The sequence below is a fragment of the Arthrobacter sp. cf158 genome (assembly GCF_900106835.1).
Taxonomy (GTDB): Bacteria; Actinomycetota; Actinomycetes; order Actinomycetales; family Micrococcaceae; genus Arthrobacter.
Genome location: NZ_FNNR01000005.1, coordinates 175,794 through 199,361, shown reverse-complemented (window position 1 = coordinate 199,361; position 23,568 = coordinate 175,794). Strand labels below are relative to the sequence as shown.

General features: G+C 61.2%; 19 protein-coding genes. 12 read left to right on the top strand and 7 right to left on the bottom strand.

The features are described 5' to 3' along the window. The first annotated feature begins 30 nt into the window (after window positions 1–30). From BLW08_RS11975 to BLW08_RS11925, 11 genes are all read left to right on the top strand, one after another. Window positions 31–1,605, top strand: coding sequence for an FAD-dependent monooxygenase (locus tag BLW08_RS11975; RefSeq protein WP_091325268.1), 1,575 nt, complete (start codon window positions 31–33; stop codon window positions 1,603–1,605). Beyond that, window positions 1,598–3,631, top strand: coding sequence for an acetate--CoA ligase family protein (locus BLW08_RS11970; protein ID WP_091325266.1), 2,034 nt, complete (start codon window positions 1,598–1,600; stop codon window positions 3,629–3,631). Before BLW08_RS11975 ends, BLW08_RS11970 begins: the two co-directional genes overlap by 8 nt. Next, window positions 3,632–5,305 carry a (2,3-dihydroxybenzoyl)adenylate synthase gene (locus BLW08_RS11965; protein ID WP_091325264.1) on the top strand — a complete coding sequence of 558 codons (1,674 nt, stop codon included), beginning with the start codon at window positions 3,632–3,634 and terminating at the stop codon, window positions 5,303–5,305. 11 nt (window positions 5,306–5,316) lie between these two features. Then, window positions 5,317–6,450: a cupin domain-containing protein gene (locus BLW08_RS11960; protein WP_091325262.1), complete on the top strand. Its 1,134-nt coding sequence runs from the start codon at window positions 5,317–5,319 to the stop codon at window positions 6,448–6,450. Next, window positions 6,447–7,289 (top strand): fumarylacetoacetate hydrolase family protein, encoded by an 843-nt coding sequence (locus BLW08_RS11955; RefSeq protein ID WP_091325261.1) that lies wholly within the window; start codon window positions 6,447–6,449, stop codon window positions 7,287–7,289. Before BLW08_RS11960 ends, BLW08_RS11955 begins: the two co-directional genes overlap by 4 nt. Beyond that, window positions 7,289–8,065, top strand: coding sequence for a maleylpyruvate isomerase family mycothiol-dependent enzyme (locus BLW08_RS11950; RefSeq protein ID WP_091325259.1), 777 nt, complete (start codon window positions 7,289–7,291; stop codon window positions 8,063–8,065). The genes BLW08_RS11955 and BLW08_RS11950 overlap by 1 nt, the downstream gene beginning before the upstream one ends. Window positions 8,066–8,087: 22 nt before the next feature. Next, complete coding sequence (locus BLW08_RS11945) at window positions 8,088–8,669, top strand: adenylate kinase (protein WP_175538695.1); 582 nt, start codon at window positions 8,088–8,090, stop codon at window positions 8,667–8,669. Between the two features lie 253 nt (window positions 8,670–8,922). Further along, a complete protein-coding gene (locus BLW08_RS11940) occupies window positions 8,923–9,657 on the top strand; it encodes a DUF5058 family protein (RefSeq protein ID WP_024820697.1) in 735 nt (244 codons plus the stop codon). Between the two features lie 23 nt (window positions 9,658–9,680). Next, complete coding sequence (locus BLW08_RS11935) at window positions 9,681–10,430, top strand: hypothetical protein (RefSeq protein ID WP_091325255.1); 750 nt, start codon at window positions 9,681–9,683, stop codon at window positions 10,428–10,430. An 87-nt stretch (window positions 10,431–10,517) separates the two neighbouring features. Next, the gene (locus tag BLW08_RS11930; protein ID WP_254779850.1) at window positions 10,518–11,708 is read left to right on the top strand and encodes an amidohydrolase; all 1,191 of its coding nucleotides are present in this window, start codon (window positions 10,518–10,520) and stop codon (window positions 11,706–11,708) included. Between the two features lie 90 nt (window positions 11,709–11,798). Next, complete coding sequence (locus tag BLW08_RS11925) at window positions 11,799–12,797, top strand: Lrp/AsnC family transcriptional regulator (RefSeq protein ID WP_091325252.1); 999 nt, start codon at window positions 11,799–11,801, stop codon at window positions 12,795–12,797. 38 nt (window positions 12,798–12,835) lie between these two features. Here BLW08_RS11925 and BLW08_RS11920 read toward each other — a convergent pair whose 3' ends face one another. The 7 genes from BLW08_RS11920 to BLW08_RS11890 all read right to left on the bottom strand — a co-directional run bounded on the left by BLW08_RS11920 (window position 12,836) and on the right by BLW08_RS11890 (window position 22,730). Continuing rightward, the gene (locus BLW08_RS11920) at window positions 12,836–14,002 is read right to left on the bottom strand and encodes a serine hydrolase domain-containing protein (RefSeq protein WP_254779835.1); all 1,167 of its coding nucleotides are present in this window, start codon (window positions 14,000–14,002) and stop codon (window positions 12,836–12,838) included. 34 nt (window positions 14,003–14,036) lie between these two features. Further along, complete coding sequence (locus tag BLW08_RS11915) at window positions 14,037–15,008, bottom strand: alpha/beta hydrolase (RefSeq protein WP_091325250.1); 972 nt, start codon at window positions 15,006–15,008, stop codon at window positions 14,037–14,039. Window positions 15,009–15,017: 9 nt separating this feature from the next. Beyond that, window positions 15,018–17,498, bottom strand: a complete 2,481-nt coding sequence (locus BLW08_RS11910; protein WP_091325249.1) for a beta-glucosidase family protein — start codon at window positions 17,496–17,498, stop codon at window positions 15,018–15,020. A gap of 49 nt (window positions 17,499–17,547) precedes the next feature. Then, window positions 17,548–18,408 carry an ATP-binding cassette domain-containing protein gene (locus tag BLW08_RS11905; protein WP_091325247.1) on the bottom strand — a complete coding sequence of 287 codons (861 nt, stop codon included), beginning with the start codon at window positions 18,406–18,408 and terminating at the stop codon, window positions 17,548–17,550. Further along, on the bottom strand, window positions 18,405–20,222 hold the full coding sequence (locus tag BLW08_RS11900) for a dipeptide/oligopeptide/nickel ABC transporter permease/ATP-binding protein (RefSeq protein WP_091325245.1): 1,818 nt from the start codon (window positions 20,220–20,222) through the stop codon (window positions 18,405–18,407). The genes BLW08_RS11905 and BLW08_RS11900 overlap by 4 nt, the downstream gene beginning before the upstream one ends. Further along, complete coding sequence (locus tag BLW08_RS11895; protein WP_091325244.1) at window positions 20,219–21,160, bottom strand: ABC transporter permease; 942 nt, start codon at window positions 21,158–21,160, stop codon at window positions 20,219–20,221. Before BLW08_RS11895 ends, BLW08_RS11900 begins: the two co-directional genes overlap by 4 nt. 70 nt (window positions 21,161–21,230) lie before the next feature. Further along, window positions 21,231–22,730: an ABC transporter substrate-binding protein gene (locus BLW08_RS11890; RefSeq protein WP_254779834.1), complete on the bottom strand. Its 1,500-nt coding sequence runs from the start codon at window positions 22,728–22,730 to the stop codon at window positions 21,231–21,233. Window positions 22,731–22,929: 199 nt separating this feature from the next. Here BLW08_RS11890 and BLW08_RS11885 point away from each other — a divergent pair, with 199 nt between their 5' ends. Continuing rightward, on the top strand, window positions 22,930–23,562 hold the full coding sequence (locus tag BLW08_RS11885) for a TetR/AcrR family transcriptional regulator (RefSeq protein WP_091325240.1): 633 nt from the start codon (window positions 22,930–22,932) through the stop codon (window positions 23,560–23,562). The last annotated feature ends 6 nt before the right edge of the window (window positions 23,563–23,568 follow it).

Below are 23,568 nucleotides of genomic sequence, written 5' to 3'. Positions count from 1 at the left end.
CTGAATTCCAATTTTTAGAAGGTGGCATCGATGGCACTTCGCGTAGCCTGCATTGGCGGCGGTCCTGGCGGACTGTTCTTTTCAACCTTATTCAAGCAGACCGTCCCCGACGCTGAGGTAGTACTGTTCGAACGCAACCAGGCAACTGACGCTTTCGGGTTCGGCGTGGTGTTTTCCGACGCCACCCTGAACCGCATCAACGACGCTGACCCCGTAGTCCGCGATGGCCTGCGAGACTATGGCACCCATTGGGAAGACATCGAAGTCTGGCTCAAGGGCGAGCAGAAGTCCTTCGCCGGCAATGGCATGGCCGCCATCTACCGAAAAACCCTCCTCAAGCTCATGCAGGAGCGGGCAGCCGAAGTCGGCGTCGATACACGTTTCGGGCAGTACGTCCCGGATCTCCAGCAGTTGTCCGACTTTGATCTGATTGTCGGCGCCGACGGCGCAAACTCTTCCACCCGCGAACAGCTCGGCGAAAGCCTCGGCCACTCCGCTGAAACAGCCACAGCCAAGTTCATTTGGTTCGGAACCACGTACAAATTCAGCGGCCTGACCTTCGTTCATCGCCAAAGTGAGTTCGGCAATTTCGCCGTCCATGCCTACCCGATCAGCGACGATCTGAGCACGTTCATCGTGGAAACGGATGAAGAAACCTGGCGCAAGGCAGGTCTGGATGAGTTCGATGCCAGCCAGCCTCCAGGCCCTTCGGACCTGAAGACCCAGCGATTCCTGGAAAAGCTCTTCGCCGAGGACATCGCAGGTGAGCCGCTGGTAGCGAACAACTCCCGATGGGCCAATTTCCGCACCCGCCGCACGCGCACCTGGCACAAAGACAACGTCGTGTTGTTGGGCGATGCAGTCCACACTGCGCACTTCTCTGTTGGTTCCGGCACCAAGATGGCCATGGAAGATGCCATCACGCTGGTTCGTGAAGTGGCAGCGCACCAGGATGACCTTGAGCTGGCCTTCACCAACTATGAAGCCGAACGCCAGCCGCAGGTGGCCAAGATCCAGAACCAGGCCCGCGGCGGCCTGAGCTGGTGGGAACACTTTTCGCGCTACTACAACTCCTTTGAACCCACGCAGTTCACGTTCCACTTCTTCTCCCGCAGCATCGACATCGACAAGATCCGTCAACGCGACCCGGGATTGGTGGAATCAGCGGAACAGGACTGGTTTGATCGCCACGGGAATACGCCCCTGGAAACGCCTCTCACGGCAGGCTCCATGCGCTTCAATGGCCGTCTATTGACGCTCACCGAACAGAACGGCGAGTTCGCCTTGAAGCACGACGACGACAACCTTACCTTGGTCACGGACCCGGCGAAAACGAACGCCAACACCGGCCTCCTGCTCACCGCGCCCGACCATGAAGAAGGACTGGCCGCAATGTTCCAGAAACTGCCGGCCGATGCTGCTGCCGTGGTGATCCACGGCGGCAACCCGTTCACCCGCATCCTGCTCTCGGAAGAAGCCCGGCTTGGCCGCGGCCTGACCACCGTAATCGTGGACGACCGGGGTCCGGCATCCAATCTGACTCTGGTCCTCTCCGGACGTGCTGACGCTGTAGCTGCTGTCGCGGAGGGAGCTTCCAATGCATAGTCTCTCCTCTCTTTTCGCACCGCGGGGCATCATCGTCGTCGGCGCCTCGTCCAGCCCGGAAAAGCTCGGCGCCGTCATGGCGCAGTCGCTGTCCACCTACCCGGCTCCTGTGGAACTCGTGAACAGCCGCGGTGAGAACGGCATGCACACCACCATCGCCGACGCCGCGGCAGCCATCCCGGGCGGTCCGGATCTCGCAGTTCTCTGCGTACCGGCTTCCGCCACGGCACAGGCCCTGCGTGACAGCGCCGCCAGCGGCGCCACCGCCGCCCTGGTCTGCGCCGGAGGATTCGCAGAAGCCGGCGGTCCCGGCGTCGAATTCGCCCTGCAAGTTGAGGCCGCTGTCCGGGAAACCGGCATCCGGCTACTTGGGCCTAATACCTCCGGATTCTTTGTCCCACACCGCAACCTTCGGGCCAGCTTCGTCCCCGGCGTCGCTGAACTGGAGCCGGGTTCAGTTGCCGTGGTTGCGGCCAGCGGTGGGGTCAACCACGTTCTGGCATTCCATCTCCAGCGTTCCGGGGCAGGCGTCAGCCTGGCTGCCGGGATAGGTGCCGGCACGGATATCACGGCGCCCGACGTTCTGGACTACCTCTTGACCGACGATCAGACCAAGGCAGTTGCCCTGCACTTGGAAACAGTCTCGGACGGTCCTGCCCTGATAGATGCCGTGTCTCGCCTGAGCGCGGTCAAGCCGGTTGTCGCACTGGTGGTGGGCCGGAACGACGTTTCGGAGTTCGCCCAGTCCCATACAGGTGCTTTGGCCACTTCCTGGCGCACCACACGTTCAGTCCTTAAGCAGGCCGGTGCAGTCATTGTCGAGGATGAGAACCAGTTGGTTGCTGCCGTTACAGCCTTGGCGGGCCAGCGGCTTTCGCCTATGCCGGACCCCGGCGTAGGGCTCATTACGGGACAAGCCGGCCCCGGTCTACTGATAGCTGATGCCCTGCACACTGCCGGCGTAACGCTGCCCCGTCTGTCGCAAAGCAGCCAGGACACTATCGGCGGGCTGCTTCCACCGCTTACCTTCCAGGCCAATCCGGTGGACACCGGACGTCCCGGACCCGGGTACGAGAAAATCGTTGCCGCCGTGGCTCAAGACCCGGCAATCGACGTCGTTGCCGTTTACGGCCTAACTGAACCAGTAGCCGATCTCCCCCTGGCTGTGGCAAACTCCGGGGCTGCACGGACCATGCCGTTCGTGATCGGCGTCGACGGACCGGACGGGGACCTGGAACGTACCCGCAAGTCCGCCCAACAGCATGAGCTTCCCCTGATCACCGGGCCTACGTCGCTTGCCCACGGCATATCCGCCTTGGTGAACGACTCCCGTGGACAATTCCAGCGCGCAGAGGTGCCCGCAAGCTCGCTGGAATGGCCTGACGTCCAGGGCCCATGGGACGAAAACCGCTCCAAGGAACTTCTGGATGCCTTTGGTATTGCCACGCCGGATCGGCGCGTATGCACGACGCGTGCGGCCGCCCAGCAAGCGCTGAAGGTCCTTGGAGGACCTGTGGCCGTCAAGTTGCTGGATGCCGCAGTCCTTCACAAGACCGAAATCGGCGGTGTGCATCTGGGGATCAAGTCCGCGGATGACATGGACCATGCCTTGGAAAAGCTAGAGGCTGCTGGAGCCCGCGAGTACATTGTGGAGGCCATGGCCCCCTCGGGTGTGGACCTCGTTGTGGGCGTTCGACGCGATCCGGTTTTCGGACCGATCGTTGTTCTGGGACTCGGCGGAACCGCGGCTGAGGTGTTCGCGGACATCGCCATACGCTCCGCCCCGCTGGCCAAGCGGGCTGCGGAGGGCATGCCCACTGAACTCTTGGCCCGCGAACTCTTGTACGGCTTCCGTTCGGGGCCGATGCTGGACACATCGGCGCTGGCAGAACTGTTGGTCAGGCTAGGCGACGCGCTGGTTTCCAACCAGGCGATCGCCGAAATCGAAATCAATCCCCTGCGCCTGACGCATAGCGGTCTCATAGCGCTGGACGCAGTAGTTATCAATGTCGAGGAGGACATCTAAATGACCAGCCACACCAGCGAAGGCACCGTCGCCTGGCCTGCAGACCTTACTGCGGAGTTCCGTCGTAAGGGTTACTGGGAAGACCGGACTTTGGGCAGCTACATCCACGAGACCGCAGATCGCCTTCCGGAAAAGATTGCCTTGGTGGACGGTGATGTCCGGATCACGTATTCGGAACTTGCCGACCGCATGGATGCTGCCGCTGAGCGACTCCTCCAACTGGGACTCAAGGCAGACGACCGCATGATGGTCCAGCTGCCCAACGGCTGGCAGTTCACCGTCCTGACGCTTGCTTGCTTCAGGGCTGGAATTGTTCCAGTCATGGCCCTCCCCGCGCACAGGAAGTACGAGCTGTCCTTCCTCACGGAGCTTTCGGAGTCCCGGGCCATCGCTGTGCCCGACGTCATCAAGGACTTTGATCACCAGGCCCTAGCGGAGGAACTCGCATCTTCCGTTCCGTCGCTGGACATGGTGCTTGTTTCAGGCGCGGCAAACCCTCTGAATGCGCGACTGGAAGAGATTCTCGCACTGGGCGCGGACCCCGCCGGCGCCCGTACACGACTGGATGCTTCAGCGCCGTCCCCCGACGCGCCGGCCCTGTTCCTTCTCTCCGGCGGCACCACCGGGCTCCCCAAGCTCATCACCCGCACCCACAACGACTACGCCTACAACATCAAGGCCACCTCCGTTCCAACCAATGTCTCCGAAGACACTGTCTACTTGGGCACGCTTCCGGCCAGCCACAATTTCCCGCTCGCCTGCCCGGGCATCCTGGGAATCCTGTTCGCCGGAGGCCGCGTGGTGATGCTCCCCAGCCCTGAGCCGCGGAAGGCCTTCGCAGCGATCGAACGGGAGGGCGTCACGCTCTCCGCGGCAGTTCCGGCTGTAGCTCAGCGCTGGATTGAGCATCAGGAGGAAACCGGTGGCAACCAATTGGCGAGCCTGGAGGTCATCCAAGTAGGGGGCTCGCGGTTGCCGGATGAAATCGCCCGGAAGGTGAAGCCAGTGTTGGGTGCCACGCTGCAGCAAGTCTTTGGCATGGCTGAGGGGCTCATCAATGTCACCCGCTTGGACGACCCCGAGGACGCAATCTGCACGACGCAGGGACGCCCTGTCTCTGAAGCCGACGAGGTCAGGATCGTGGACGAGGCCGGCAACGACCTTCCCGACGGGGTTCCCGGTTCCATCCTTACCCGGGGCCCCTACACTCCCCGAGGTTACTACCGTGCACCCGAAGCCAATGCCCGGGCATTTACCCCCGACGGCTGGTACGCCAGTGGCGACATCGTGGAACGGCGACCGGACGGGAACTTGATTGTCCAAGGCCGTGATAAGGACATGATCAACCGTGGCGGCGAAAAGATTTCCGCCGAGGAGATCGAAAGCCTGGTGTACCGCATTGAGGACGTCACTATGGCCGCCGCTATCGCGATGCCAGATGAAGTACTCGGTGAAAAGCTGTGCCTCTACATCACCGTGAAGCCGGGAGCGGAAGTGACACTGGAGCAGATCCAGACGCTTCTACGCGATACCGGTGTTGCAGCCTTCAAGATTCCGGAACACCTGGTGGTAGTCGATGAGCTCCCGGCAACCAAGGTGGGCAAGATCAACAAGAAGGAACTGCGCGCCGATATCGCCGAACGGCTGGCTTCTGCCAGCGCCCACTCAAAGTAGAGAGGAAAGCAATGATCGAGAACCCAACTCATGAATCTGTGGCCGCCGCGCATGTTGTGCCGGAGCCCACTGCGGAGGAAGCTGCCCAGTTGGAGCAGCTGTATAAGGACTTCGAGGCGGAGAACCTGATCCCGCTGTGGACGGAGATCGGTGACCTGATGCCGATGGTCCCCACCCCGAAGGCCGTGGCGCATGTGTGGCGCTGGAACGACCTCTACCCGTTGGCTGCCCGTGCCGGGGATCTGGTTCCGGTAGGACGTGGCGGGGAGCGGCGGGCCATTGCCCTGGCGAACCCGGGCCTGGCAGGCACGCCCTATGCGACGCCGACGTTGTGGGCCGCGATCCAGTACCTCGGCCCGCACGAGGTGGCCCCCGAGCACCGCCATTCCCAAAACGCGTTCCGTTTTGTGGTGGAGGGAGAGGGTGTGTGGACCGTGGTGAACGGGGACCCGGTGGCCATGCGACGTGGCGACTTCCTGCTGACCCCGGGCTGGAACTTCCATGGCCACCACAACGACACCGACCAGCCGATGGCCTGGATCGACGGCTTGGACATCCCGTTCGTGCACTACGCGGATGCCGGGTTCTTCGAGTTCGGCACCGAACGCGTCACTGACGAAGCGACCCCGGACATTTCCCGTTCCGAACGGCTTTGGGCCCACCCCGGCCTGCGCCCACTTTCCGGTCTCGATGACACCACCAACTCCCCCATCGCCGCGTACCGCTGGGAACACACCGACGCCGCCCTGCGTGAGCAATTGTTGCTGGAGGATGAGGGCCACCCGGCCACGGTGTCCCAGGGCCACGCCGCTGTCCGGTACTCGAACCCCACCACGGGCGGGGACGTCATGCCCACCATCCGGGCCGAGTTCCATCGTCTCCGCGCCGGCGCCTCCACCGAACCGCTGCGCGAGGTTGGTTCCAGTGTCTGGCAGGTCTTTGAGGGCACGGGCACCGTAGTCCTTAACGGCGAAAACAAACAGCTGGCCAAGGGCGACCTGTTCGTGGTCCCGTCCTGGCAGGAATGGTCCCTCCACGCGGACAACGACCAGCCAGGCTTTGATCTGTTCCGTTTCAGCGACGCCCCCATCTTTGAACGACTGAACTTCAACCGCAGCTACACCGAAGGACGCAAGAACGCATGAGACTCCTGACCCTCCGCACCGAAACCGGCACCGCCACCGGCAAAGGCACCGTTGCCGTCCGTCAGGACGGCGAGACCCTCACTGAGATTCCCGGCTTCGCCGACGTCGGCGCGCTGCTGGCCGACCCCGCCTGGGAACAAAAGGCTAAGGCGGCCAACGGCGCCACGCACGCGCTCGACGGCGCGGACCTCGCCGCCGTCGTGCCCGCGCCGGGAAAGATCATCTGCGTGGGCCACAACTACCGCAACCACATCAAGGAAATGGGCCGGGAGATCCCCGAATACCCCACCCTGTTCGCCAAGTACCAGGAATCGCTGATCGGCCCGAACGATGACCTGGCATTGCCGCAGGAATCAGACACCGTGGACTGGGAAGCAGAACTCGCCGTAATCATCGGCAAGAAGGGCCGCCGCATCCCCGAAGCCAACGCAACCGAGCACATCGCCGGGTACGCGGTCCTGAACGACATCTCCATGCGCGACTACCAGTTCCGCACCATCCAATGGCTCCAGGGCAAGACGTGGGAGAACTCAACCCCGTTCGGCCCGGCCCTGGTCACCCGCGACGAATTCACCGCCGGGCCGCTCATGACCTCCGCGGTGGACGGGGAAGTCCAGCAGTCCACCCCGACCGGCGACCTCGTCTTCACCCCCGAATTCCTGGTCTCCTACATCTCCACCATCATTACCCTGAACCCGGGCGACGTGATCGCGACCGGAACGCCCGGCGGCGTGGGCCACGCCCAGGACCCCAAAAGGTACCTGCAGGAAGGCCAGCTCCTGGTCACCACCATCGAGGGCCTGGGCCAGCTGAACAACCGCGTGGTCAAGGAAGCCTGATGGCAGCCCGCCACGACCTCACCACCGATCCGGGCCTGCAGGAAGACCTCCTGCAGGCCCGGCGGGGCACCGCGTTCTTCGCCCGGAAACTCAACGAACTCACCGATGCCCAGCTCGACGGCGGCACCCTCCTCCCGAACTGGAACCGCCGCCACGTCATCGCACACGTCGGATACAACGCCCGCGCAATAGCGCGCTTGGTCGAATGGGCTGCCACCGGTGTGGAGACGCCCATGTATCCCTCCCCCGAGGCACGGAACCACGAAATCAACTTCGGTGCGACACTCTCCCCGATCGCGTTGCGGAACCTGTTCGACCACTCCGCCGTGCACCTGTCCGTCGAATGGCGCGACCTCCCCGACCCGAACTGGGCCAACGAGGTCCGCACCGCCCAAGGCAGGACCGTCCCGGCCTCGGAAACAGTATGGATGCGCACCCGCGAAGTCTGGGTCCACGCCGTGGACCTGGACAACGGAGCCACCTTCAACGACATCCCAGCCCCGGTCCTCGAACGGCTACTCAAAGACATCACCGGCGCCTGGAAAACCCGCGGCACCGACACCGGACTCCTGATCAACGTTACCGACACTGCCGGGAACGGCACCAACCTCACGTTCGGCGACACCAGCGCCCTGGACCCGACGATCATCACCGGCCCCCTCCCCGCCGTCGTCGAATGGGCCACAGGCCGCGGCACCAACAGCGTCACAGCAACCGGCCAAGGACTTGACGGTGCCTCACGGAACGAAGTCCCGCCCCCACCCAAATGGATCTAAGAGACGAGCACATATGACGAAAATGCTGATCATTGGACCTCCGGGGTCGGGCAAGGGTACGCAGGCTGAGCGGATTTCCGAGCGCCTCGGCGTAGTCGCCATCTCCACCGGCGACATCTTCCGTGCCAACGTCAAGGGCGAAACCCCTTTGGGCATCGAAGCCAAGAAGTACATGGACGCGGGCGACTTCGTTCCGGACGGCGTCACGAACAATATGGTTCGCGATCGCTTGAGCCAGAGCGACGCCGAGAATGGCTTCCTCCTGGATGGCTACCCGCGCACCACCACGCAGGTGGACTACCTGGACCGGGTTCTCGCTGAGGGTGAGCAGGAGCTCGACGTCGTGCTCCAGCTGACTGCCGACGACGAGGAACTGGTAACCCGTCTTCTGGGACGTGCCAAGGAAACCGGCCGCTCCGACGACAACGAGACTGTGATCCGTCACCGTCTTGACCTCTACCACGAGCAGACCGAGGCGGTTGTGGCCAAGTACGCCGAGCGTGGCAGCCTCACGCAGGTTGATGGCATTGGCGGTATCGATGAAGTTACCGACCGTGTCCTCACGGCGATTGCCCTGAGATTAAGACCAACACCAGCTACCTAGCTCTCCTGGACCGCGCGACTGTCCGCGCCACCGATGGGCCCCCTCAAGCAACAGAGGGGGCTCTTCGCATTTAACCGTGCCTCCGGTCAATTAACACTGCAGCCCCACAGTGGATACACAACAGAAACGTGAAAAGTATGTACTTAACGACACATAGTGCTGTAAAAATGAAACAAGCAGTCACTGTAGTCAAACCAATCTAGCCTTTCAGACGTCCAATGGCGGACGCTGTCATTCCTTCAAGGGAGAAAACATGGTTGTTGCAGCTATCGATCCCAGTTCCACAGACATCACCCCCCTCATTCAGCACCCGGTGTTCTGGGTGTGCGCCGCCGGAGTTTTCGCCGTGGTAGTCCTTCAATCGATCATCTATTACAAGGCGATCCGCAAGGCAGCCCCAGCCGCGGATCTCACTCCTGAGCAAGTCACGGTTTCAGTCCGAACCGGGGCCGTAGCAGCCATAGGACCCTCGCTTGCTGTAGCGCTCATTGCCATTTCGTTGCTCCCGCTGTTCGGGACGCCTGCCGTGCTCACCCGCGTAGGTCTGGTGGGGTCGGCGGCCTTTGACGTCGCCGCAGCCGGAATATCCGCCGGCACACAGGGCGCACAGCTCGGTGGCCCCACGTACACACAGAAAATCTTCGCTCTGGCCTTCGCAGCCATGACGATCGGCGGGTTGGCATGGATGCTCTCAGCCCTGGTCCTCACTCCCATCCTGAGTAAGGGCGACGCCTCGCTGCGGAAGGTCAACCCAGCCGTCATGACCGTGGTGCCAACAGCGGCTCTTTTGGGCGCCTTCTTCACACTGGCATTCACAGAGGTGGTTAAATCGCCAGTCCATATGGTCACCATCGCGGTTTCAGCCGCAGCAATGGGTGTCTTCCTGCTGCTGGCACGCAAGCTGCGGCTTCCGTGGCTGCGCGAGTGGGGGCTCGGGCTTGCCATCATCGTGGCCCTCGCGGCTGCCTTCTTCATGACCGCATCCTGAAACCCCCCGAAAGGAGCAACCTGATGTCTACGACAACATCTACTGACAAGTCCGCAGGATTTGCCACGTTCGACCGCACCACCTCCATCTGGGGACCAATCACCTTGGGACTCGGGCTACTCATCTCCCTCGGCGCAGCACTCTACGCTGCCTTTGGCTCCGGCATGGGAATCTCCACTACTGAACTGCTTACCGCAGTGGCTGCCGTCCTCGCGACGTTCGGAGTGATCGCCATCATTGAGCCGATCTCGTACTTCCCGATTCTCGGCCGGTCAGCCATGTACCAGGCGTTCCTCATCGGCAACATCGCCAACAAGCTCCTCCCGGCAGCCGTTGTGGCTCAAGCCAATCTGGCCGAAAGGCCCGGGACGCGCCGGGCCGAGCTCATTGCGGGCAGTGCCATCATCGGAGCGGTGCTGGTCCACATCACCACGTTGGTTCTCTTTGTCGGCGTCCTGGGTACGTGGTTGCTGGGCACTCTGCCCGCTCCACTTATTGCCACCGCCCGCGTCTACATTCTTCCCGCAGTCTTCGGAGCGGTGGTGCTGCAGAGCGTCCTAGCCATGAAAAGCCGCCGCACCACCATCGTGGCGGTCATTGTTGCTGCACTCATGGTCTTCGTCGTAGTGCCGCTGGCCCCGGCCCTGACACACTACGCCACGGCACTGGCAGTGGTCACCACCATAGCCATCGCCTGGTTTGCCAGGGCCAAAACGCCACCACGTGTCGCTGATCCTGTGGTGTCAGGCGATTCCGCCACACAAACCCGCTGAGCCACACACCCACTGAAAGGAAACAGGGAATTGTCCACTACCACTAAGGTCCAACTAACCGCCACAACAGAGGTTCCCGAATCGTTTATCAACGAGTACGTCGAGGTCTACAAGCATCTGCACGCCCATCCTGAACTTTCAGGTCAGGAATTCGAGACAGCGTCGTACATCGAATCGCATCTCACAGGACTGGGGATAGAAAATTTTCGTTGCGGCGTGACGGGAGTCGTCGGCATCCTTGAAAATGGCGACGGACCTGTCGTCGGGTTTCGGGCCGACACAGATGGCTTGCCCATAGCCGAACAGACTCAATTGGACTACGCGAGCATCGACACCGGGAGGCTGCCCGATGGTGCCACTGTTCCCGTGATGCACGGTTGCGGCCACGACACTCACATCACGGCCGCGTTGGCGCTGGCAGCACTCCTCACTGAACGGAGGGGCCTCTGGTCCGGCACGTTGGTTCTCATATTCCAGCCAGGGGAAGAAACAGCCTACGGAGCAAAGGCCATGGTTGACGATGGTTTGTGGGAACGGGCACCAAAGCCCGAAGCCGTCCTCGCACAGCACGTCCTAGCCCTTGAACGGGGGAAGATCCTGATCCGCGGCGGCCACATGGCAAGCCTGGCAGACTCGTGGAAAGTCACAGTCCACGGCAAGCAAGCCCACGGTTCGCAGCCGCAGGAATCGATCGATCCCATCGTGGCCGCCGCCGCCATGGTCCTCCGCCTCCAGACCATCGTCTCCCGGGAGCTCGCGCCCTCGACCCCCGCAGTGGTGACCGTCGGAACGTTTCACGCCGGTCTCAAGGAAAACATTATTCCCGAGTCTGCGGAATTCACTATCAATGTTCGCACCCCGGATGAGGCGACCAGGGACACTGTGCTCACGGCCATCCGCCGGATCATCGCTGCCGAGGCTGCCGCATCGGCCATGCCCGCACCCACCGTAACGGAACTGAACAGCTTTCCACGCTGTTACAACGATCCTCAAGCCGCGCTGCGCGTCATGGACGCGTTCGCCGCGGACTTTGGCCCCGACGCCGTAACGGAAGCTCCCTTGGGCATGGGATCCGAGGACGCAGGATGGCTCAGTGACGCCATAGGCGTTCCAGGGGTGTATTGGGCATTCGGCGCCTACGAACCCGAACTCTTCGCCGATGGAACCTCACCGGCCGGCAACCACTCGCCGTTTTTCGCACCCGACGCCCACACCGCCATCATCGGCGGAACCGGGGCGGCACTCTCCGGAGTGCTAGCCTATCTGGGCCGGGACTGATGGAGAGGGGTGGCCCACGAGCGCGCCACCCCTCCCCCGGCGGCATCTGTTTGACCCAAACGCGGGTGGGCGCCGGCGAAAGGAACCGAATTGGAACAGTTGGACACACTGGACCGGCAAATATTGGCCGCGCTCGTCCGCAACGGTCGGGCACCGTGGAGGCTGATCGCTGAGGTCCTGGGCCAGCAGGAACGGACGGTTGCCCGCCGGGGAAACAAGTTACTGGAGTCCGGCGTTGTTCGCATTAATGCCTTCGTAAATCCTATGGCCGTCAGCACGAAGACCGCCTTTCTGCTCCGCTTGAAGGTAACTCCCAGATATCTGAGAAGTGCCTGTTCCTGGCTTGCCGACCTTGAAGAATCCGCTTGGGTCAGCGGATTGGCCGGGTCGAACGAAGGCGTGGCCGAACTATTTCTTCCCAACGACGGTTTGGCCGAGCTGCTCTATGAACGTCTTGCCGACATCGATGGTGTCCAGTCGTTCACCATGACGCCGCTGTTTGACTACTTCAGGACACCATCCGGCTGGAGGCCCGACGTCTTGGACAGCGAGCAATACGACGCCTTGCACAACGATGAAGATGGCCGGTTGGCGCGGCCCTTGGGCCACCATGGGCCCCTCGACGAGACCAACCTCATGATTGCGCGACACCTCCAGAACAACGGGCGGGCCGCAGTGGACGAGATTGCTTCGGAACTGGGTGTTTCCAAAGCAACCGTCAGCCGGCGCCTTGACACCATGACCGGTTCCGGTGCCCTGTTCATCAGGGCTGTCCTGGATCTGAACCTGTTCGGGTTCCCCCTTGAATCGCTTCTGACCATCAGCTGCGCTGGAGGGGAAACGCAGAAACTGGGCGAGTATCTGGCCGGTCTTTCCGTAACGAGGTGGGCCGCTGCATCCGGCGACCAGCTTCACGCCCAGGTAGCAGCGGCCACGATGGACGACCTGCGCATCCTGGTGAACGAACTCCACGGCCGCGAGGGTGTCGTCTCCGCCCGGTCATCGATGTTCGCGGAAGTCTTTAAGCGAAGCACACTCCGTTACCGCAGCGGATTGCCGGAAGCGCCTACAGCAGCGCTGGCCATGTGAAGGTTACAAACGTGGCGGGCGACTGGAACAGCCGCGCGCTAGAGCTGTCGCACAGCAGTCCTAACGGTCTGCGAGAGCTGCAGTGCCCTGGCATCCGCCCCGCCGGGAAGCTGCATCTGAAGCGGGATGTAACCAAAGCTGACATCATAGAGGGGATCTGCGTACCCGAGTGCTCCCCCGGCCCCATCGTGGCCAAAGGCACGGAAACTGCCAAAATCACTTGAAGGGTGAGGCTTCATAAAAACGATGCCAAAGGCCGCGGGGAAATTCAGCACACGGTCGACTCCCCACACTTGTTGCTGTGCGACTGCTGCCAGGGTGTCAGCATCCAGAAGTGCTTCGCCTGTCAGCCCAATCGCTGCGGCGTAGACCTGGGCCAGACCCCTGGCCGATCCGACTCCGCCGAGCGCGGCCGGTCCAGCCGCTCGTACTTCGCGAAGGTTCGGTGAGTAAGGTCCCGTGAGCAGCGGGAACGTATTGTTGACACTATTGAACATCAACGCTCCCAAACCATCTGAGGGCACCTGGCTTTGTGCCATCAGCGCGAGTTGATCGGCGCTTGGCTGTGCGGGACGCAGCGCTTCGAACCTTTGCTCGTGTGACTCCGGCAAGCCGAGCCAAAAATCGATGTCCCTAGGCCTGCGGATCTTGGCCTCATATAGGTCCTGAAGGGTCCCGCCCGTGATCCGCCGGACTAGTTCCTCCATGAAGGCCCCTACGGTGAGGCCGTGATAACCGAACGCCGTGGATGGATGCCAGAATGGACGCTGCCCCGCGAGCTTGTGGGCGGCGCCACGAGAGTCCAGGATATCCGCCGTTTCCAGCCCGGCATCTACGTTGATGAGTCCCGCCTGATGGGACAAGAGTTCCCGGATAAGGATCTTGTCCTTCCCGTAAGCAGCGAATTCAGGCCAGTAATGGACCACCGTTCTATCCAGATTGAGTTCACCCGATCTGATAAGGGTCGCCAGAGTAATCGCGGCAACGCCTTTTGTGGCCGAAAACGTCCCCGTGAGCGTGTCGTTCCTGAGGCCGTCCCCTCCGGCCAGATCAACCACCAGTTCGTCTTTCCAGTACACGGCTAGTTGGGCGCTGTAATTGGGGTCATCGGCGAGGTACGCATCGAATTCGTCACGGACGTTTTCAAACCCAGGAGCGACCGTCCCCATGGACCGGTTGTGGACGGGTGTCGCGATGGAAGTCATTTATGAAAGCCTTTCTTTCGTAGCATCAAACGATTCAGCTGTTGCTTTGGAGGAGCCACGCGAGCATCCGCTCAACTGATTTTCTGGCAGGTTCTGTGTGAGGGTGGTCCAAGTGACCGTGCATACTGCCGGGTTCCGTGTCCATGCGCACTGACACTCCTGCCGCGTGCAGTTGGTCCACAAAAAGCTCCCCTGATGCACGAAGGGTGTCGGACTCAGCGTTGATGACGTAAACCGGCGGGAAGCCGGTAAGCGGATCTTCACCGGCAAACGCGTAAGGATCTTTGAAGTTGTCTTCGCTGCCCGCGAAGTTGAGGTTAATATCCCTAATGAACCCGGCATCAAAGGCGAGATCTGCGGGAACACCTGTCATCGCCTCCCTGAGTTCCTCGTTGAGCTCGGGTAGCTCTGCATGAACCAACGGATATGCCAGCAGCAATGACGCTGGCAGCACGCCCGCGCCATCCCTCAGCCGAGCCGTGAGCGAGGCCGTTAGAGCGGCTCCGGCGCTTGCTCCCCCGAGATGCAGGCGTGCTTCACAGCTCAATCCCAAGGCTCCGGGATTTTCCGAGGCCCAACTCCAACCAGCAAGCACATCGTTGGAGGGTGCCGGATACTTGACTCCGTGTAGGGCTTTTCGGTAATCCAGCGACAGCACTGAAATGCCTTGGGACGCAAGGTACAAGCTGACCCAATGGGCCTCCGGCATGTCCAGGTGTCCGGCAATGAAAGCGCCTCCGTGGACCCATACAAAACCAGCAAGAGCATCGCCGGCAGGACGATACAGGCGCGCTGGAACCCCTCCATCCGACGTCGGAATTTGAACGTCGGATGTCGATACGGTGTTCAGTTCCGGGTATATGGACACGAGGGACAGATAGTCGGTGTTGGTTCGAGGATCCGTGGGTTGCCCCTGCAGCTCCAACCCACGGATCAACTGACTGGCTATGGATGACGATGTATTCTGCGTGCCTGTCTCGGCCATGTCTTTGGTTTCTTCCTTCATAAGGAGGCTCTAGTCCTCTACCAATACCAGGGTGGATGCCAACGGAAGTTCGCTCACGGAAGTGCCGATCCGGAGGACGTATTCACCCGGCTCGTACCTCCAACCATGGTCCCAATAGGCAAGGAGACGGGTGGGGATATTCAGGACAGTCGTCACGGTTTCACCTGGTTCTGCCCACACCGGAGTGGCGGCCACCAGCCACCGCACGGGACGCTCGACGGCGGAACCCGGCTTCTCTGCGTACACTTGGACGACGTTCTTACCGGCCCGGCCGCCGGTATTCGTCATTGCGATGATGACTGGGTGGGCTGCGTTGGCTGTGGCCTCAGCCGGCGCTTCGACGGAATCGATGCTCCATTGCGTGTAGCCGAGGCCATACCCGAATTCGTAAGCGGGGGTAATGCCGGCTTTGAGCCAGGCACGGTAACCAATGTGGATCCCCTCGGCATAGGTGAGACTGCCGTCGGAATCCGGGGTGACATTGATGACGGGTACGTCCTCTTGGCGATCCGGCCACGTGGTGGGCAGCCTGCCACCTGGTTCAGCCGTACCCGTCATGATGTCTGCAAGGGCATGGCCGAACTCCTGGCCGCCGAAGTAGCCAATCAGGATCGCCGCTACTTCGTTCCGCCACGGCATCAGGACCGGAGAACCGGAGTTTACGACGACCACGGTGCGGGGGTTTGCGGCCGCAACCGCGTGGACTAGACGGTCCTGCAGTCCGGGGAGCTCAAGGGATGCCCGGTCATATCCCTCGGATTCGACGTGCGAGTTGGTGCCCACCACGACCACGGCAATATCGGCCGCCCGGGCAGCCTCCACAGCTTCATGAATCAGCGTTTCAGGATCTTCGTCTGCCGCCTCGATGCCAATGGTGATCCCCAGCGTATTCAACAGAGCACCCGTGGTCCTGGTGTCGATTTCCACCCGTAGGTCCAGCGGCGCGCCCTCCTTCACTTCCAACGGCACCGTAGCTGCCGGAGGAGCCAACAACGCTGCCCCCAGGTCGGTTCCGACGGGTTCCAGGGTTGCTTCGTGGATGAGTTTGTTGTCTACAAAGATCCGGCCACGCCCCAGGGTTGAAAACCCCAATCTCACGGTGCCGTTCTGCGCGGGAGTGTAGATGCAATGGAACTGAATCGATGAGGACGCTGTGATGGGTGCGTCTCCACCGAACCACACCAGAGCGGTGGACTGCCTGTCCTCGGCAAGGAGCTCTTGCCCATCGGAATCCAAAAAGCGAACCTGGATACCCGGTTCCCCAGTGACTGGGTTGCCGATCTGCTCAAGTGGCAGCTCGGCAATACCCTCCTGAACCACCGCCCCCATGCTGTAACTGACTTTGTCCGCACTAAAAGCAGCCCGGATTCCGTCCAGCGGGTTAACAACCTCTTCAGGAACCACGGTCGCTGACCCGCCGCCTTGGGTCCGGGCGTGGAGGGCATTGTGACCGATGACAGCGACCTTTCGAACCGAGGCCGGGCTGATTGGTAGAAGACCGTCATTTTTCACCATGACAGTCCCGGCTGTGGATGCCTCACGGGCGAACGCGATGAGCTCCTCCATGCTCCAGGGCTCGGGGAGGACGGCGTCGAAGCCAGCCAAAGCCCCCACACGCGCAGCGAGCTGGAGAATCCGGAGGACTTTCCGGTCGACCGCTGCCTCAGGGATCTCGCCGGCCGTGACTGCCCTGACCAGCGTTTCGCCCCAGGGGCCCTCTGGACCCGGCATCACAAGGTCTTGGGAAGCCGCAGCACTATTGACGCTGCGAACAGCCGTCCAATCGCTGATGACCACGCCGTTAAAGCCCCACTCGCTGTTCAGGGGAGCTTCCAAGAGTTCATTCTCGGTGACTGTGATTCCGTTGATGGAGTTGTAGGCGCTCATGACCAGCCAGGCCTCAGCCTCAACGATGGCCTTCTCGAAGGCCAGGAGGTAGAGCTCCCGTAGCGGCCGATCTGCCACCTTGACGTTTACCGTAAAGCGGTCAGTTTCAGAATCGTTGGCTACGTAATGCTTAGGGGTAGCACCCACGCCGTTGCGCTGCACACCGGAAACGTAGGCGGCTGCCAGCTCAGCCGTCAGGACCGGATCCTCGCTGAAAGCTTCAAAGTGGCGACCGCCGAGCGGTGATCGGTGCAGGTTGATGGTGGGGCCGAGTACTACATCCACGCCTTTGCGCCGGGCTTCAACAGCCGACGCCACGCCAAGCCGATCTGCAATGACAGGATCCCAGGAGGAGCTGATGGCTGCGGCTGAAGGAAAGTTCAACGACGGACGTCGTTCGTCCCACACTTCACCGCGCACACCTGTGGGGCCGTCTGAAAAAAGCATGCGCCGCAGCCCGATTTTTTCAAGCGGCCGAGTGGTCCAAAAATCGCGGCCGGTCAGAAGGTGGACCTTTTCCTCGAGTGTTAGTTCAGCTACGAGGGACTCCAGCCGCTCGAGGGTGCTGTTGTCATGTTCTGTTGCAGGGGTTAAGAGTTCCATGGTGCTTTCTTGGCAGTACTTGGATGTGACGGGGTTGTTAGGGTGCCGGTCAGGCGAAGCCCGCCTGCACATCCTGCTCGCGTTGGATTCCCAGAAGGCGAAGCCTGTCTGCCCGGTGTTTTGCCTGCCGGTCAGGATCGGGAATCGGGGCTGCCATGAGCAACCGCTGGGTGTAAGGGTGTTCCGGCGCACTGGTGACCTGCCCGCCGTCGCCCCATTCGACGATCTCGCCGTGGTACATCACTGCCACGCGGTGGCTGAGGTGGCGAACGACGGCGAGGTCGTGGGAAATGAACAGGTAGGCGACGCCGGTGCGCTCCTGGATTTCGATAAAGAGCTCCATCACGCGGGCCTGAGTGGAGAGATCCAGGGCAGAAACGGGTTCATCGCAGACGATGAGCTTGGGGTCCAAGGCCAAGGCCCGGGCGATGGCAACACGCTGACGCTGGCCGCCGGAAAACTCTCGGGGCAACCGATGTGCGGCGTCATGGGGTAAGCGGACCTGGTCCAACAGTTCGGCCACGCGTTTGTTGGCCGCCTGGCGTTCCATTTTGCGGACAGTTAGCGGTTCGGTGAGGATCTGTTCGATGGTCATGGACGGATTCAGCGACGTGTAAGGGTCTTGAAAAACCACTTGGATCTCGTGGCTAAGTTCTCTGCGCTGGGCCCGGGTGGCATTGGAGATCTCCTGGCCCCGGTATTTGATGCTGCCGCCGGTGACCGGCGCCAGTCCCAGCACGGAGCGGCCCAGAGTGGTTTTACCGGAACCTGACTCCCCCACCAGCCCCACGGTCTCGCCCGGACGAATGTCCAGGGACACGCCCTTTATCGCCTTGAAGGGTTTCGCACGGAAGCCCTTGGGCGGGTATTCCACAACGACGTCTTTGATATCGAGCAGTGTCTCAGTCATGGTGTCACTCCATTCAGTTCCCTGGGCGTGCCGGCCGTGACGAGCGGACCGCGGGGAGCGGTGTCTTCGAGAATCGCTTCAAGCAGCTTGCGGGTGTACGGGTGCTTCGCATCGTTGAAGATGGCACGGACGGGTCCCGTTTCCACCACCCTGCCGCTCTGCATCACTGTGACGCGGTCACAGAGATCTGCGACTACACCGAAGTTGTGGGTCACCAGGATGACGCCCATCTTCAGCTCTTCCTGAAGTTCCCGGAGCAGGTTCAGAACTTCGGCTTGCACAGTCACGTCCAGGGCGGTGGTAGGTTCGTCGGCGATCAGCAGGTCCGGTTCGCAGGACACGGCGCCTGCGATCAGGACGCGCTGGGCCATACCGCCGGAGATCTGGTGCGGGTAGGAGTTGAAGGTCCGTTCGGGGTGGGGAATTCCTACCTTGGCCAGCAACGCAAGGGCACGTTTGCGCGCCTCGGTCTTGGATATTCCCAGGCAGACCCGCATAGGTTCCATCAGCTGACTGCCGATGGTGAAGGCGGCGTCCAGGTTGGACATTGGTTCCTGCGGGATGTAGGCGATGCGCTTTCCGCGAACCTTGGTCATCTCCTTTTCGGAGAGGTGCGCCAAGTCCCTTCCTTCAAAGAGGATGGAACCGCCGGTGATACGACCGTCCTGGGGCAAGAGCCGGAGGATGGAGAACGCGGTCTGCGTCTTGCCGGAGCCGGATTCCCCCACCAGGCCATGCACCTCGCCTCTCCGGACTGTCAGGTTCACGTGATGCACGACGTCGGTAGTGGATCCATCCGGCTGGTCGTAGCCGACCCCGAGGTCTGTGACTTCCAGCAGCAGCTCGCCGTGATTGCTGCTCGGTTCTTCGGCGTGGACCACCGCCGCGTTCCCTCGCTTCTCCGAGGCATTTTCGGCTCCGGTTGGCGCTGCCTTGCGGCCCTTCTTGACCGGACCGCGGCTGCGTTCGAGTTCGTCACGCATGGCGTTGGCCAGCAACGTCAGGGCAACGCAGACCAGGCCGATGACCAAGGCCGGCCAGAGGACAAGTGTGGGCGCTTTGAAGATGTTGATGAAGCCGTCATTGAGCATGCTGCCCCACGTGGGGATGGTCCTGTCACCCAGGCCTAAAAACTCCAGCCCGGCTTGGATGGCTATTGCAATTCCCAGGACCATGGCAGATTGAATAATGACGGGGGCCCGGACCACCGTGAGTATGTGGCGGCCTATGATCCGGACATCTCCCAGGCCTGAAACGCGCGCAGCATCAACATACAACTCGTTGCGGACCGCGGTGACTGATGCATAAACCAAGCGGAAGAAAGCCGGTGAAAGCAACACGCCGAAGATCACCATGGACAGCCACATGGACTGGCCAACCACGGCGCGGGCCGCCAGCAGGACAACCATGCCGGGCAAAGCCATCAAGAGGCCGGTGAGCCAAGAGGACACAGTGTCGAACCAACCGCCGTGATATCCGGCGATCAACCCTGCCGTCACACCGATGACCAGCGCCACCGTAAGGGCGACCAACGCGCCGGCGAGGCTGAACTGGCCGGCGAAAAGCAGGCGACTGAAGACATCGCGGCCAGCGCTGTCAGCCCCCAACAGAAACTCTGACCCGGCTTTGGCGAGCACATCCTTGAGGCTGGATGCGTTGGGATCGTAAGGTGCCAGCACCGGGGCCAGTATGGAGGCCAAGGCCACCAAAAACAGGACAAGCAGCGAGACAGCACCGGTCGGGTGGATCAGCAGCTTACGAAAAAGGGAAACTTTAGCTGCCGAGGCAGGCAGTGGGAGTGGTGCTCCAGTCATGACAAACGAACTTTCGGATTAAGCCAGCCCTGGGCGAGGTCGATGATGAGGTTGACGATGACAACGATGGCAGCCGTGGCAACCACGACCCCCATCACCACCGGAATGTCACCTTGCCCGGTGGCGGCTACGGTGATTTGCCCCAGACCGGGCAGGGCGAAGATCTGTTCGATGATGACGGCTCCGCCCAGAAGGCCAATGAATTGAACGGCCAGCACCGCCAGGGCGGGACCGCCGGCGTTGCGCAGGACGTGCTTGTAGACCACACGATTGAAAGACAATCCGCGGGCCCTCAGGGTACGGACGTAGTCCTGACGGAGCGCATCGATCAGTGAACCGCGGATCTGTTGGACCACGGCCGCAATACAGCCGATCGATAGCGCGATGATCGGCAAGGTGACGGTCGCCGCCCAACCGCCGAACGACGTCGTCATCGGTACATACCCCGTGGCCTTGAACCACTTGAGGTTGAGGGCAAACAAGGAAACCAGTCCCAGCGCGATCAGGAATCCTGGGATGGCGAAGCCCATGACACCCACGAATTGGACCAGCCGATCCACCCAGCCGCGCCGCACGGCCGCCCAAACGCCAATCACCACGGAGATGAGTGCGGCAATGATAACGGCACCGAGGACCAGTGAGATGGTGACAGAAAGCCGGCTGCTGACCCCGGTGCTGACGAGTTGTCCGTTGAACCACGAACGGCCAAGGTCGCCGGTCAGGGCTTTGGTCAGCCACTCCCAATATTGGATTAGCAGAGGGCGGTCCAAACCGAGTTGGCTGGACTTCATGGCAACCTGAGCATCCGTGGCCGTGGGACCAACGATGCGGCGGGCGATGTCACCACCACCGGCGTAAAGCAGAACGTAGGCCACCGTGGTGATGACGAACAGCAGCAGGACGCCCGAGAGCAGGCGGCGCAGCACGAATCGATACATTCGGATTTCCTTTGGAGGGTCAGCTGAGGCGGTTGGGCCAGGGAACGCTCCCCGGCCCAACCGCTTTCCGCTAGGAGGCGGGGGTGAAAGACCAGAGGTAGGGGTACACGTTGCCCGTTTGAAGTTTCACGTTGGTTTTAGCGTCCGTAACGAAGCTGTTCTGCGGACGGTACCAAGGCGCAAACCACGCTTGTTCAACGATGTACTTATTCAGTTCCTTGGCTGCAGTTTTCTGCTCGTCTTCAGTGCCCACATTGATCTTCCTGATCAAGTCATCAACTTTGGGATCTGCATACTTGTAGGGATTCCAGGCCGCGTTCGGTGCAATCTTCATGTTGATCAGCTGCCAGTCCGACTGCTGCTCCAGAATCATGTAGCTGGCGGCATACTTCGCGGCCAAAAGGTCGGCAATGAAGTTGTTACCGGCGTCGACCGTTTCGACCGTGACTCCGATGTCCTTTAACTGCTGCGTGATCAACGTGAAGATGGAGGCGTTGACGAGTGGAGTGGAAGGCATCTGCAGGGTAAAACCGTTGGCGTATCCCGCCTCAGCCAGAAGCGATTTGGCCTTGCCGGGGTCGTAGGTGTAGCGAGAGTCGAGGCTCGCGTCATAAGCGTCAGACGACGGCGGGAACACTTGTGTGGTGGGCGTGCCCCGTCCTTGGTTGACAGCTTCCAGAAGCGCCTTCGTATCGAAGGCATAGTTCAGCGCCTGCCGCACCCGAACATCCTTGAGGGCCGGATTTGTGGTGCCCGCACGATCGAACAGCATCAGGCCAACCCAGTTCCCTTCGAATGCGTTGTTCTTGTAGCCGGCAGCTTCGGCTTCCTGGACCATTGAAATGTCGATCAGCGAGCCATTAAGTGTGCCGGATTTGACTGCGCTCAGCAGCGACGTTTGTTCCGGGTAGACATTCAGAACCAGATTCTCGTAGTGGACCAGGTCCTTGTTCCAGTAGTCCGGATTCGTTTTGTAAGCGTACGAAGTGCCCGTCACGGTGGCAGCGGTATCCAAAACGTACGGTCCGGACCCAACGGGGTTGGTGGCAATGTCCGCGTTGCCAAAGGAGGCCGGGCTCTGCATGAACGAGGCATCTTTGGACAAGTAACCCAGGAATGCAGGATCAGGCGCCGAGAGGGTGAGTTCGAGAGTAGTTGCATCCACAGCAGTAGCGTTCTTCAGCGCGGCCAGGAACTGTGCGTCTGCCGACGTTCCCGCTTTGAACCGTTCAAGGTTCTGCTTTGCTGCCTCGGCGTTGAAGCCTGTGCCATCCGTAAATTTGACGCCCTCCCGCAGCTTCAGCGTGAGGACAGTTTTGTCGTCGTTGTACTTCCACTCGGTGGCCAGCATGGGCACCAGCGTGCCGTCGGGCTCCATGCGGATCAAAGTGTCGTAGACGGCTTGATAAAACGGCGAAACATTGGCGAAGTCAGAATCTGCAGCGGCGAAGGACTTCGGCGCCATGAGGGTTCCCAAGGTGAGGGTCTGTGACGATTCGTTTGCGGAAGTCTCGCCACCGGCAGCACAGCCGGTGAGGCTCAGGGCAACGGCGGCAACTACGGCGGCCATTCGCGTAGGTCGGAACATCATTGGTCCCTTTCACGGTCTGTGGCGTCCACCATGGACGACCAATGAGAGAGAACCTAACACGAAAACTAACGGTGTGGTAGGTTTTCGTTGTCCGTCAGAAAAATGTTGCGCATTGTGACGGGAACCACATCGGGGCGTTGCAAATTATGGCCATCAGAGAGGTTGTTAGAGTTTCACAATGACGGAAACAGCACTCAGTACTGCCGAAGCGTCCGTTGGACGCGCTCGTGGCAGCTACGCGAAGACGGAGTCGCGCCGCCGCGAGATCCTCGCAGCCGCGATAGACGTCTTCTCCACATCGGGTTATCGCTCAGGATCCATGCAAGAGATTGCGGACAAGATCGGCATCACGAAGGCCGGGCTTCTGCACCACTTCCGCAGCAAGGAAGCCCTTCTCGAAGCTGTGTTGACACTCCGCGACGCGGAATCGTGGGCTACTGCAGGCATTGTTACAGACAACGGCAGGGCTACCCTGGATGGGATCATCCGCCTGGTGCAACACAACGCCAGCGTTCCCGGACTGGTCGCCCTTCACGCCGTCTTGTCCTCGGAGTCAACGGATCCCACACATCCGGCGCACGCATATTTCCAGCAACGCTACAACTGGCTTCGGGACGTCGGATTTCAAGCATTCTCAGACCTGCAACGACAAGGGAAACTGCGCGAGGGTGTAGCTGCCTCGTCGGCAGCGCGCCAACTCATTGCACTCCTGGATGGCCTTCAAGTGCAATGGCTGTTGGACAAAACCTCAGTGGACATGACGGCCGAGGTAAAGACGTACCTCAATGCGCTGACCACGGAGCGGTTCTAACAGTGA